14 protein-coding genes are annotated in these 12,485 nt (G+C 56.4%); 10 read left to right on the top strand and 4 right to left on the bottom strand.

The genetic code is table 11. The features are described from left to right. The first annotated feature begins 11 nt into the window (after positions 1–11). The 9 genes from kdsC to npr all read left to right on the top strand — a co-directional run bounded on the left by kdsC (position 12) and on the right by npr (position 5,915). Positions 12–578 carry a 3-deoxy-manno-octulosonate-8-phosphatase KdsC gene (gene kdsC / locus KHQ24_RS15090; protein WP_017899917.1) on the top strand — a complete coding sequence of 189 codons (567 nt, stop codon included), beginning with the start codon at positions 12–14 and terminating at the stop codon, positions 576–578. Further along, positions 575–1,150, top strand: a complete 576-nt coding sequence (gene lptC, locus KHQ24_RS15085; protein WP_004206202.1) for an LPS export ABC transporter periplasmic protein LptC — start codon at positions 575–577, stop codon at positions 1,148–1,150. The genes kdsC and lptC overlap by 4 nt, the downstream gene beginning before the upstream one ends. After that, complete coding sequence (gene lptA / locus KHQ24_RS15080; protein ID WP_002918415.1) at positions 1,119–1,664, top strand: lipopolysaccharide ABC transporter substrate-binding protein LptA; 546 nt, start codon at positions 1,119–1,121, stop codon at positions 1,662–1,664. Before lptC ends, lptA begins: the two co-directional genes overlap by 32 nt. Before the next feature lie 6 nt (positions 1,665–1,670). Then, positions 1,671–2,396: an LPS export ABC transporter ATP-binding protein gene (gene lptB / locus KHQ24_RS15075; protein WP_004206203.1), complete on the top strand. Its 726-nt coding sequence runs from the start codon at positions 1,671–1,673 to the stop codon at positions 2,394–2,396. 47 nt (positions 2,397–2,443) lie between these two features. Continuing rightward, complete coding sequence (rpoN, locus tag KHQ24_RS15070) at positions 2,444–3,877, top strand: RNA polymerase factor sigma-54 (protein ID WP_032456660.1); 1,434 nt, start codon at positions 2,444–2,446, stop codon at positions 3,875–3,877. A gap of 22 nt (positions 3,878–3,899) precedes the next feature. Next, positions 3,900–4,187 carry a ribosome hibernation promoting factor gene (gene hpf / locus KHQ24_RS15065; RefSeq protein WP_004206206.1) on the top strand — a complete coding sequence of 96 codons (288 nt, stop codon included), beginning with the start codon at positions 3,900–3,902 and terminating at the stop codon, positions 4,185–4,187. A 70-nt stretch (positions 4,188–4,257) separates the two neighbouring features. Beyond that, entirely contained in the window at positions 4,258–4,746 is a 489-nt protein-coding gene (ptsN, locus tag KHQ24_RS15060; protein WP_004144926.1) for a PTS IIA-like nitrogen regulatory protein PtsN, read from the top strand. Positions 4,747–4,791: 45 nt separating this feature from the next. Next, the gene (gene rapZ / locus KHQ24_RS15055; protein ID WP_004206208.1) at positions 4,792–5,646 is read left to right on the top strand and encodes an RNase adapter RapZ; all 855 of its coding nucleotides are present in this window, start codon (positions 4,792–4,794) and stop codon (positions 5,644–5,646) included. After that, positions 5,643–5,915 carry a PTS phosphocarrier protein NPr gene (gene npr / locus KHQ24_RS15050; RefSeq protein ID WP_002918431.1) on the top strand — a complete coding sequence of 91 codons (273 nt, stop codon included), beginning with the start codon at positions 5,643–5,645 and terminating at the stop codon, positions 5,913–5,915. The genes rapZ and npr overlap by 4 nt, the downstream gene beginning before the upstream one ends. A gap of 62 nt (positions 5,916–5,977) precedes the next feature. Here npr and mtgA read toward each other — a convergent pair whose 3' ends face one another. From mtgA to uxuA, 4 genes are all read right to left on the bottom strand, one after another. Next, positions 5,978–6,703 (bottom strand): monofunctional biosynthetic peptidoglycan transglycosylase, encoded by a 726-nt coding sequence (gene mtgA / locus KHQ24_RS15045; protein ID WP_048295634.1) that lies wholly within the window; start codon positions 6,701–6,703, stop codon positions 5,978–5,980. Beyond that, positions 6,700–7,353 carry an isoprenoid biosynthesis glyoxalase ElbB gene (elbB, locus tag KHQ24_RS15040; RefSeq protein ID WP_004206211.1) on the bottom strand — a complete coding sequence of 218 codons (654 nt, stop codon included), beginning with the start codon at positions 7,351–7,353 and terminating at the stop codon, positions 6,700–6,702. The genes mtgA and elbB overlap by 4 nt, the downstream gene beginning before the upstream one ends. Before the next feature lie 233 nt (positions 7,354–7,586). After that, positions 7,587–9,926 (bottom strand): aerobic respiration two-component sensor histidine kinase ArcB, encoded by a 2,340-nt coding sequence (arcB, locus tag KHQ24_RS15035; RefSeq protein WP_017899921.1) that lies wholly within the window; start codon positions 9,924–9,926, stop codon positions 7,587–7,589. Between the two features lie 148 nt (positions 9,927–10,074). Continuing rightward, positions 10,075–11,139: a mannonate dehydratase gene (gene uxuA / locus KHQ24_RS15030; RefSeq protein WP_025999212.1), complete on the bottom strand. Its 1,065-nt coding sequence runs from the start codon at positions 11,137–11,139 to the stop codon at positions 10,075–10,077. A gap of 297 nt (positions 11,140–11,436) precedes the next feature. Here uxuA and KHQ24_RS15025 point away from each other — a divergent pair, with 297 nt between their 5' ends. Then, the gene (locus KHQ24_RS15025) at positions 11,437–12,453 is read left to right on the top strand and encodes a Zn-dependent oxidoreductase (protein ID WP_004206214.1); all 1,017 of its coding nucleotides are present in this window, start codon (positions 11,437–11,439) and stop codon (positions 12,451–12,453) included. Positions 12,454–12,485: the final 32 nt, after the last annotated feature.

The following is a 12,485-nucleotide window of genomic DNA, read 5'->3' as shown; positions in this document are numbered from 1 at the left end:
AGGAAAAAATAATGAATAATGCTGATGCTCCGTTAGCGACCTGCTATGGGCCGGTAAGCCAGACGTTTCTCGATCGCGCGGCTAAGATCCGTTTACTGATCCTCGATGTCGACGGTGTATTATCCGACGGGCTTATCTATATGGGTAATCACGGCGAGGAGCTGAAAGCGTTCAACGTCCGCGATGGCTATGGTATCCGCTGCGCGCTGACCTCTGGCATTGAAGTGGCGATTATTACCGGACGAAAAGCTAAACTGGTAGAAGATCGCTGTCAGACGTTGGGCATCACGCATTTGTATCAGGGGCAGTCGGACAAGCTGCTGGCGTTCCGCGATCTCACTGACAAACTGGGCGTGCGGCCAGAGGAAGTCGCCTACATCGGCGACGATCTGATTGACTGGCCGGTGATGGCCGAAGTGGGGCTTAGCGTCGCCGTCGCGGATGCGCATCCGCTGCTGCTGCCGCGCGCCGATTACATCACCCGGATTAATGGCGGACGCGGCGCGGTACGCGAAGTCTGCGATTTGTTACTATTGGCGCAGGGCAAGCTGGATGAGGCCAAAGGGCAATCAATATGAGTAAAACCAGACGTTGGGTTATCATTTTACTGTCGCTGCTCGCGCTGATCCTCATCGGCCTGAATCTGGCGAATACGGACGACACGGCCCAGCAGGAGGTCAATCCCAACGACCCGACGTATAAAAGCGAACACACTGACACCGTGGTGTACAGTCCGGAAGGCGCCCTGAGCTATCGGCTGATTGCCGAGCATGTGGAGTATTTTTCCGATCAGGAGGTCTCCTGGTTTACCAAACCGGTGATGACCACCTTTGATACCAATAAGGTGCCGACCTGGTCAGTCAGAGCAGATAAAGCGAAGCTGACAAATGACCGGATGCTCTATCTTTACGGGCACGTTGAGGTGAATGCGCTCGCGCCTGACTCTCAACTGCGCAAAATTACGACGGATAACGCCCAGATAAATCTGGTAACGCAGGACGTTACCTCTGATGACATGGTGACGTTATACGGCACCACATTTAATTCCAGCGGCCTGAAAATGCGTGGAAACCTTCGCAGCAAAAATGCCGAGCTGATTGAAAAGGTGAGAACCTCTTATGAAATTCAGAACAAACAAACTCAGCCTTAAGATTGCGCTCGCCGGCGCGTTACTGGCCGCCAGCCTGCCGGCCCTCGCCAAGACGGGCGATACCGATCAGCCGATCCATATCGAATCCGATCAGCAGTCGCTGGATATGCAGGGCAATGTCGTCACCTTCACCGGTAACGTGGTCGTGACTCAGGGGACGATCAAAATTAACGCTGATAAAGTGGTGGTCACCCGTCCGGGCAATGAAAAAGGCAAAGAGGTGATCGAAGGTTTCGGTAACCCGGCCACCTTCTACCAGATGCAGGATAACGGCAAACCGGTAAAAGGCCGGGCGTCGAAAATGCGCTATGAGCTGCAGAACGATTACGTCGTGCTGACCGGCAACGCGTACCTTGAACAGCTCGACAGCAACATCAAGGGCGACAAGATCACCTATCTGGTGAAAGAGCAAAAAATGCAGGCCTTCAGCGACAAAGGTCGACGCGTCACCACCGTTCTGGTGCCGTCCGAGCTGCAGGACAAAAGCGGCAACCAGCAAAAGAAGAGTAACTAATCCGTTATGGCAACCTTAACTGCGAAGAATCTCGCTAAAGCGTATAAAGGCCGCCGCGTGGTGGAAGATGTCAGTCTCACCGTTAACTCGGGGGAGATTGTCGGCTTGCTTGGCCCCAACGGCGCCGGTAAAACCACCACCTTCTACATGGTGGTCGGGATTGTGCCGCGCGACGCGGGCAATATTATCATTGATGACGAAGACATCAGCCTGCTGCCGCTGCACGCGCGCGCGCGCCGGGGGATCGGCTATCTGCCGCAGGAAGCCTCGATTTTCCGTCGCCTGAGCGTTTATGACAACCTGATGGCGGTCCTGCAGATCCGTGACGATTTGAGCAGCGAGCAGCGGGAAGATCGCGCCAAAGAGCTGATGGAAGAGTTTCATATTGAGCACCTGCGCGACAGCCTCGGTCAGGCGCTCTCCGGTGGTGAACGCCGCCGCGTCGAAATCGCCCGCGCGCTGGCGGCCAACCCGAAATTTATTCTTCTGGATGAACCCTTTGCCGGCGTGGATCCGATCTCGGTTATCGACATCAAACGCATCATTGAGCATTTGCGCGACAGCGGCCTCGGCGTACTGATTACCGACCATAACGTCAGAGAGACTCTCGCGGTCTGCGAACGCGCGTATATTGTCAGTCAGGGACACCTTATCGCTCATGGTACACCGCAGCAGATCCTCGAAGATGAGCAGGTTAAGCGCGTGTATCTTGGGGAAGACTTCAGACTCTGATAGGGTAGAGGTTACAGACGTTTTAGCCGGAGATATTTACCCTGAACATGAAGCAAGGTTTGCAATTAAGGCTTAGCCAACAGCTTGCCATGACGCCGCAACTGCAGCAGGCGATTCGTTTGCTGCAGTTGTCCACGTTAGAACTCCAGCAAGAGCTCCAGCAAGCGCTGGAAAGTAACCCGTTGCTTGAGCAAACCGATCTTCACGACGAGGTAGAGGCGAAAGAGGTGGAGGACCGCGAGTCTCTCGATACCGTCGACGCACTTGAGCAAAAAGAGATGCCCGACGAGCTTCCTCTCGATGCCAGCTGGGATGAAATCTATACCGCCGGTACGCCGTCAGGCAACGGCGTGGACTACCAGGACGACGAACTCCCCGTTTATCAAGGCGAGACCACCCAGACGCTGCAGGATTACCTGATGTGGCAGGTCGAGCTGACGCCCTTCACCGATACCGACCGCGCCATCGCCACCTCCATTGTCGACGCCGTCGACGATACGGGCTACCTCACCGTTCAGATTGAAGATATCGTCGACAGCATCGGCGATGAGGAGATCGGCCTCGAAGAAGTGGAAGCCGTCCTGAAGCGCATCCAGCGTTTTGATCCGGTTGGCGTCGCGGCGAAAGATCTGCGCGACTGTCTGCTGATCCAGCTCTCGCAATTCGCCAAAGAGACGCCTTGGCTGGAAGAGGCCCGGCTGATTATCAGCAATCATCTCGATCTTCTGGCCAACCATGATTTCCGCACCCTGATGCGGGTGACCCGGCTGAAAGAAGAGGTGCTGAAAGAGGCGGTGAACCTGATCCAGTCCCTGGATCCCCGTCCCGGCCAGTCCATTCAAACCAGCGAACCGGAATATGTCATTCCAGACGTGCTGGTGCGCAAGGTCAGCGGCCGCTGGACCGTGGAGCTCAACGCCGACAGCATTCCACGGCTGAAAATTAATCAGCAGTATGCGGCAATGGGCAACAGCGCCCGCAATGACGCCGACGGCCAGTTCATTCGCAGCAATCTGCAGGAAGCCCGCTGGCTGATTAAAAGTCTGGAAAGCCGCAACGATACCCTGCTGCGCGTGAGCCGCTGCATCGTAGAACAACAGCAGGCTTTTTTCGAACAGGGTGAAGAGTATATGAAGCCGATGGTGCTGGCCGATATCGCCCAGGCCGTCGAGATGCATGAATCGACGATTTCCCGTGTCACCACGCAAAAATATCTGCACAGTCCGCGCGGTATTTTTGAACTGAAGTATTTCTTCTCCAGCCATGTCAATACCGAAGGCGGCGGCGAAGCCTCGTCGACGGCGATTCGCGCGCTGGTGAAGAAACTCATCGCCGCGGAAAATCCCGCGAAGCCGTTGAGCGACAGTAAGCTCACCTCCATGCTGTCCGAGCAGGGTATCATGGTCGCGCGCCGCACTGTCGCGAAGTACAGAGAGTCTTTATCCATCCCGCCGTCAAACCAGCGTAAACAACTGGTCTGACACAACCGATAAGGAAGACACTATGCAGCTCAACATTACAGGACACAACGTCGAGATCACTCCCGCGATGCGCGACTTCGTCACGGCGAAGTTCAGCAAGCTGGAACAATTTTTCGACCGGATCAATCAGGTCTATATTGTGTTAAAAGTAGAGAAAGTGACGCAAATTGCGGACGCGAATCTGCATGTCAACGGTGGCGAAATCCATGCCAGTGCGGAAGGGCAGGATATGTATGCAGCTGTCGATGGTCTTATCGACAAGCTGGCAAGGCAGTTAACGAAGCATAAAGATAAACTAAAACAACACTAATTGTCCGGGCCCCCCTGCGTCAGCCGCCAGGTAACATCGGCGACGGGCGCGGGGGCGCTCAGGTGAAATTATGATGAACAACGATTCGGCTCTACAACTGAGCAACGTCCTGAACCAGGAATGTACCCGTAGCCAGGTTCACTGCCAGAGCAAGAAGCGTGCTCTGGAAATCATTAGCGAACTGGCCGCCAAACAGTTAAGTTTGCCGCCGCAGGTGGTGTTCGAAGCGATCCTCACCCGCGAAAAAATGGGCAGTACCGGGATTGGCAATGGTATCGCCATTCCCCACGGAAAACTGGAAGAGGATACGCTGCGTGCTGTCGGCGTTTTTGTCCAGCTGGAAACCCCCATCGCCTTCGACGCGATCGACAATCAGCCTGTCGACCTGCTGTTCGCGCTGCTGGTGCCGGCCGATCAGACAAAAACCCACCTGCATACGCTCTCCCTGGTGGCCAAACGGCTGGCCGACAAAGCGATTTGTCGTCGCCTGCGCGCGGCGCAGAGCGATGAAGAGTTGTATGAGATCATCACCGAAGCAGGAAGCAGCGATGACGCATAACGGCAGTCGCACCTTATCCTTTATCGTACTGAGGAGAAACGGTACATGGTACTGATGATCGTCAGCGGCCGCTCGGGCTCGGGTAAATCCGTCGCTCTGCGAGCGCTGGAAGATATGGGCTTTTACTGCGTGGATAACCTGCCGGTCGTGCTGCTGCCCGATCTGGCACGGTCGCTGGCTGACCGCAATATTTCGGCGGCCGTCAGCATCGACGTGCGGAACATGCCGGAATCACCGGAGATCTTCGAGCAGGCGATGAAAAACCTGCCGGAGTGCTTTTCGCCGCAGCTGCTGTTTCTCGATGCCGATCGCAACACGCTGATCCGTCGATACAGCGACACCCGTCGCCTGCATCCGCTGTCGAGCAAGAATTTGTCGCTGGAAAGCGCCATCGATGAAGAGAGCGATCTGCTGGAGCCCCTGCGCTCGCGGGCCGATCTGATTGTCGATACCTCGGAGATGTCGGTTCACGAGCTGGCGGAAATGTTACGCACCCGGCTGCTGGGTAAACGAGAACGCGAACTGACCATGGTCTTCGAATCCTTCGGCTTTAAGCACGGTATCCCGATCGATGCCGATTACGTCTTTGACGTGCGCTTTCTGCCAAACCCGCACTGGGATCCGAAGCTGCGTCCCATGACCGGTCTGGATAAGCCGGTGGCCGCCTTCCTCGATCGGCACACCGAAGTGCACAACTTTATTTACCAGACCCGGAGCTATCTTGAGCTATGGTTACCGATGCTGGAGACCAACAATCGCAGCTATCTGACGGTGGCCATTGGCTGCACCGGCGGTAAACATCGTTCGGTTTATATTGCTGAACAACTGGCTGACTACTTCCGCTCGCGCGGCAAAAACGTGCAGTCTCGTCATCGGACGCTGGAAAAACGTAAATCATGACCGTAAAGCAGACCGTTGAAATCACCAATAAGCTGGGCATGCACGCCCGCCCGGCGATGAAGCTGTTCGAACTGATGCAGAATTTCGATGCCGAGGTGTTGCTGCGCAACGATGAAGGCACGGAGGCGGAAGCCAACAGCGTCATTGCCCTGCTGATGCTGGACTCGGCGAAAGGACGGCAGATAGAGGTGGAGGCCAGCGGTCCGCAGGAAGTGGAAGCCCTCGCCGCGGTGATTGCCCTGTTTAATGCCGGGTTTGACGAAGACTAAAGGTGACGCTTCCCGGCGACGGAGACTGGCGACGGTACCAGCCCCGGCGCCGGATTTACCCGCTAATAGAGCTTATGCTCACGCATGAACCCTTCCCCACCCAGCTGTTGCATCTGGCGTAAGATCCAAGCCTGGCGGTTGCGCACATAGCCCGAAGGCGCGTCGGCGCGATAGCGGATCGGGTTTGGCAGCACCGCGGCCAGCAGAGCCGCTTCCCCCGGCGTCAACTGGCTGGCGGGCTTATGAAAATAGCGCTGGGCGGCCGCTTCCACCCCAAAAATCCCCTCGCCAAACTCGGCAATATTCAGGTAGACGGTCAGGATCCGCTTTTTACTCCACACGGTTTCCATGCCGACGGTCAATCCGGCCTCCAGCCCCTTGCGCAGCCAGCTACGACCATCCCACAAAAACAGGTTTTTCGCCGTCTGCTGCGACAGCGTTGACGCGCCGCGGATGCGGGTATCGTGACGCTCATTGTGCGCCAGCGCCTTTTCGATTGCCGAGACGTCAAACCCCCAGTGTTCCGGGAACTTCTGATCTTCGGCGGCAATCACCGCCAGCCCCATCCACGGGGAGATCTTATCCATGGCGACCCAGTCGGAGTGCGCCAGATAGTGGACATCGCCGGACAGCCAGGCGCTTATCTGCCGCTCAAGCATGACTGCCGAAAAGGGCACCGGCAGCACGCTAAACAGCGCGATCCCCCCGCCCCAGAAGACGGCGGCGATCAGCAGCAGACGCAGCGCCAGTCGTTTGAGCAGCGCGAAGGGCGCAATGCGGAGCTTCATGCGCTCAGCGCCAGCACGCGGGCGACCAGTTTTTCGATCCCAGTGGCGGCTTGCACAATATTCTCCGCCAGCATATACGCCGGGGTGGTGACCACTTTATTCTCTTCATCCACCACGATGTCGTCGACCGGGCAAGGCACATGCTCCGCCCCCATCTCCTCCACCACATCGGCGGTGTCGAGATCGGTCCCGATAGTCATCCGCAGCGGAAACGCAAAGATCTTCGGCAGCAGCGCCGGAGCGATGCACATAAAGCCCAGCGGCTTGCCGGCCTGATGCATCGCCAGCGCCAGGGCCCGCAGATCGTGGTCCACCTCGCATTTGCTGCCCTCGGCAGCGAAGCTGCTTAAGTTTTTCGCCGCGCCGAAGCCGCCGGGGACGATCAGCGCGTCCAGCGTCTCCTCACGCGCCTGCGCCAGCGGCAGGATGTCGCCGCGGGCGATGCGCGCCGCTTCCACCAGCACGTTGCGCTGCTCCGTCAAAGGTTCACCCGTCAGATGGTTGATGACGTCGCGCTGCGGTTTATCGGGCGCAAAGCAGACCGCCTGCGCGCCGTTGCGCGCGATCGCCAGCAGGGTAATCACTGCCTCATGAATTTCACTGCCGTCGTACACGCCGCAGCCGCTCAGTACCACACCAATTTTTTTCATCGCCTTCGCTCCTCCATGCAACTCACTGAAACCAGTCAAAAATGTCGATTTACTCGCTATGCTTCACATATTTTACTGATTCATGTAACAAATTAGTTAAGCTTTGCTATCTTAATGAGCGAGCAATCCACTTCTCAGGTTGCGCCACGTAACAACATCACTCAAATCACACTGGCTCAACCACCAGTTCCCTGGTGTTGGCGCAGTATTCGCGCACCCCGGTCTGTCCGGGGTCATTTTTTCCCGGTCTTCGCCACCCATGCCTTCAGAATCGCCACGTCGTTTTGCCACTCGGATTTCATCTCTTCAACCCATTCAGCGACATTATCAGACCAGGCAGGCAGGTCCGGCGTCTGGATCTGCTGACCCAGCTGCTGGATGTGGCGCAGGCCAATAGAACCCGCAGCCCCTTTGATCTTATGCCCCTCTTCGACGATCCCTTTTTGATCGCGGGCGGTGAGATTAGACTCAAGGACGGACATATAGCCCGGCATCATCTTCTCAAACACCGCGAGACCATCGTTGATAAGCTTCGGTCCCACCAGTTCGATGTATTGCTCCAGCATATCGGTATCCAGCACCGCGTCGGCTTTATGCAGATCGGCCGCCGGCGCTTCCTGCGCCTCCTCTTCCGGCGCATCCCAGAATTTTTTGATCATGGCCGTCAGCGCCGGCACCGATAGCGGCTTGCTCAGCACATCGTCCATGCCGGCATCAAGATACTCTTTCTTATTCTTCAGCACGTTGGCGGTCAGGGCTACCAGCGGCGGCAGCTCATCCGCGGCAAAATTCTGTTTTAGCTGACGAGAGATATCCAGACCCGTCATATCCGGCAGCTGGATATCCAGCAGCACCAGGTCGTACTCGCCAGGCTCAAACATCTCCAGCGCGGCTTTACCGGTCATCGCGACATCCACGCTGTTGCCCAGCTTTTCCAGCACCGAGCGCGCCACGATGACGTTGAGCTCAATATCTTCTACCAGCAGCACGTTGAGCGCCGGTAATGGCATGTCGTCTTCCGCCAGGGTATCTTCCACTTCTTCCGCAATGGCAGGCGCATGGACGGTGAGCGTAAAGGTCGCTCCTTTACCCGGCTGGCTGGTGACGCTGATATCGCCGCCCATATTGCGCGCCAGGCGGCGCGATACGGCGAGGCCAATCCCGGTGCCGGTGGCTGGTTTGCCGCCGTGGCTGTCTTTGACCTGGTAATACATGGCGAATATTTTGTCCTGTTCCGCTTCAGGAATACCAATCCCGGAGTCTTCCACTTCGAAGTGCAGGATATCGCCTTCGTCATAGCGCACGCGGACGTTCACCCCACCGCCCTGTGGGGTAAATTTCACGGCGTTGCTGATAAGATTCCACAGGATCTGCCGCAGGCGGGTGCCGTCGGTGATCACCTTGTGCGGCAGCGGCAGGCTCGGCTCCAGCACAAAGCGCAGTCCCTTCTGCTGCGCCTGCAGACCCGAAAGGTTTTCAAGGTCGGCAAGGAAGCTGGTGAAGTCCACCGGCTGGTTATCGAGCTGTACCTTACGGCGCTCCATTTTATCCATGTCGATAATATCATTGAAGATATTCCCCAGCGTCACCGCCGAGACATGGATGGTTTTCAGGTATTTTTCCTGCTCGCTGGTCAGTTCGGTATCCAGCAAAATTCGGCTCAGCCCGACGATCCCGTTCAGCGGGGTACGCAGCTCATGGCTGATGGTGGAGATGAAGGTGGTTTTATCCCGGCTGGCGCGTTCGAGGGCGTCCTGATAGCGTTTTCGTTCGGTGATATCGCGCCCGAAGCCCATCAGGCCGCGACGCTTACCGACGCGATCGTAGTACGGGACCTTGCGGATTTCGAAGCACGCTTTACGGCCATCGGGATAGTCCAGCCACTGCTCATAGGTCAGCGATACATTGTGGCGGAACACCTTCTCATCGGTTTCCAGCACCTTTTCCGCTGCTTCTTCGCTATAGACGTCCTGTGGTTTGAGGTGGATCAGCTGTTTCTCGCTTTTGCCGGTCAGCAGCTCCATCGCCCGGTTACAGCCGGAAAACTCTTTATCCTCATTGCGGTAAAAGACCAGGTCCGGGGAGGCGTCGAGGAAAGAGCGCAGAAAGGAGGATTGCTGTTCGAGCTGGATCTGCGTCTCTTCACGCTCTTTCATCTCGATCTTCAGCTGCTCAAGGGTAGTCTCACGCTCGGCTTCCGCCTTTTCACGTTCGCCAATCTCCTGATTCAACTGCGCGATATTGTCTTTCAGCTGCACATTCAGCTTCAGATCGCGCTCGCGCATCTCCTCCAGCTTCTCCACCAGCCGCGACAGACGCTGGCGGGACTCTTCGAGTTGCTCCACCACCACCGAGAGAAAGTAGACCGCCCAAGGGGTGATCAGCAGACCGAAGAAGATAGAGCGGATAACGTCGATGCTTTCAACCTGGCCATGCAGCACCATGGTGACCGCCATCTGTACCACGATGGCCAGCACCACCAGCGCAAGAGCCAACAGCATTGAAAAGCGGACCAGACCCAGCTTCATCATCAGGTCGACATAATACTGCGCCAGCATACGAATTTGCTTCATAGGGGATTCCTTCACGACAACTCCGCACAATAATACTCAATTCTGAGCAATGCGCTGTAAGTTGTGCAAAAAATGCGGGAAGGAGCCGATATGACGGCTGGCCGCCAAGGCGAACCAGCCGCTAAAAAGAGGCATGGTCAGGAGGAGGCTAGCGCTTGCTTAGCGCCTCCCAGAGACCTTTGAGGTAGGTCACCCCGAGTGCGCGATCGTATAAACCATAGCCCGGGCGTCCGGTCTCTCCCCAGATAAAGCGGCCATGATCCGGGCGTATATAGCCGTCGAAGCCGTTGTCGTGCAACGCTTGCATCACCTTGTACATATCCAGGGAGCCGTATTCTGACGGATGGGCGCACTCGTAAAAGTCTTTATCCTGCATCAGTTTAATATTGCGGACGTGGGCAAAATGGATCCGCTTGCGGCGGGTAAACTCAGCCAGAATAGCGTATACGTCGTTATCCGGATCTTCGGCAATCGAGCCGGTGCAGAGGGTAATGCCGTTGGCGGGTGAATCGACAGCCCGGCAGATCCAGTCCAGATCGTCGCGGTTTTTGACCACCCGCGGCAGGCCAAATATCGAGTACGGCGGATCGTCAGGATGGATCGCCATTTTCACGCCCACCTCTTCACAAACCGGGATCACCGCCTGGAGAAAATAGACCAGGTTCTCCCGCAGCTTGTGGTCATCCACCGCGCTATATTTGGCAAACAGGGTCTGCACTTCCGCCAGCCGTTCCGGCTCCCAGCCCGGCAACGCGAAGCCGTTTGAATTCTCCAGGACCTCCTTAACCACGTCTTCCAGCCGCTTATCGATATCTTTCTTCTCAAAAGCCATCGTCAACGAGCCATCCGGCAGGACGTAGTTCATATCCGTCTTCATCCAGTCAAACACCGGCATGAAGTTATAGCAGATGACTTTGACGCCGAAGCGGGCAAGGTGGCGAATGGTCTGCTGATAGTTGGCAATATAGCGGTCACGGGAAGGGAGGCCGATTTTGATGTCGTCATGGATGTTGACGCTCTCTATCACCTCCATTTTCAGGCCTGCGGCATGGGCCTGGCTGACCAGACGCTCAATTTTATCCTCCGGCCATACCTCGCCGACCGCGACGTCATAGAGCGCGCCGACCACTCCCTCCACGCCGGGCACCTGGCGTATATGCTCTAATGAAACCTTATCTTCCTCTGGTCCAAACCAGCGCATTGTCATCTGCATCGTCATCACCTGCTCAACATAGTTTAATTTCACCCTACTACCATACCAGTAATCATAATTGATTGAGCCTTAACTGTCGTGATGACGATCACATTCCTGCTGACCGGCTCGTCGGTAAGGTCGCTTTCGCGACATTCATAATTTTTCTCAATTTATTTCAATAGATTAATCATTCCCGGGCTTTTTCTGACGACCTTCGCCAAATGTGATCCAGAGCTAGTTATGATCAATTGCATACTTGTATGGTAATAAAAATAACGCTATTTGTTCAGAAAACAGACAAGGGAAGGAACAGAAATGAGAAGCGTCGTTGTCAAAGAGCCAGGCCAACTGAACATCGAATCCCGTCCGGTTCCCGCTCCGGGCGCCCACGAAGTCCGGGTGAAAATCGCCTTTGCCGGGATCTGCGGGTCCGATGTGCATATCTATCAAGGCCATAACCCCTTCGCGAAATATCCCCGCGTTATCGGCCATGAATTCTTCGGCATCATTGATGCCGTCGGCGAGCAGGTCTCTTCGGCACGCATCGGCGAGCGCGTCGCGGTCGACCCTGTCGTCAGCTGCGGCCATTGTTATCCCTGCTCGGTGGGGCGGCCGAATGTCTGTGCGCAGCTCCAGGTCATCGGGGTTCACCGCGACGGCGGATTCAGCGACTACGCCTGCGTGCCGGCGAAAAACGCCTGGCGCATTCCGGAGGCCATCAGCGATCGTCAGGCGACGATGGTTGAGCCTTTTACCATTGCGGCAAACATTACCGCCCAGCTGCAGCCCACGGCGCAGGATATCGCCCTGATCTACGGCGCAGGTCCGATGGGTCTGACGGCGATCCAGGCGCTGAAGGGGGTGTATGGCGTTAAGCAGGTGATCGTAGTGGACCGCATTGCCGAACGTCTGCAGATGGCGCGGGACAACGGCGCCGATTTGACGCTGGATAACACTCACCAGCCGCTGGCGGAACAGCTGGCGCAGCGGCAGATAGCCCCCACGCTGATCATCGATGCCGCCTGCCATCCGGCGATCCTTCAGGAGGCCATTCTCCTCGCCTCTCCCGCCGCACGCATCGGCATACTCGGCTTCTCCGGCGAGCCGTCCACCCTGACCCAGCAAAGCATCACCAGTAAAGAGATCTCCATTTTCTCCTCCCGGCTAAACAGCGGGCGTTTTCCGCTGGTTATCGACTGGATGGAGAAAGGCCTTATCCAGCCTGAGGCGTTAATCACCCACTGCATGCCGCTGGAGCAGGTAAAAGAGGCGATGGAGATTTTCGCCAACGATCGGAAAACTTGCTGCAAGGTATTGCTGCAGCTGGGTTAAATGCTAAATAACGGGCGACGTGAATATTGATA

Source organism: Klebsiella sp. 54 (assembly GCF_018223875.1).
GTDB lineage: Bacteria > Pseudomonadota > Gammaproteobacteria > Enterobacterales > Enterobacteriaceae > Klebsiella > Klebsiella quasipneumoniae.
The sequence above is the reverse complement of the archived record's forward strand: the minus strand, read 5'-3'. Positions and strand labels throughout refer to the sequence as shown.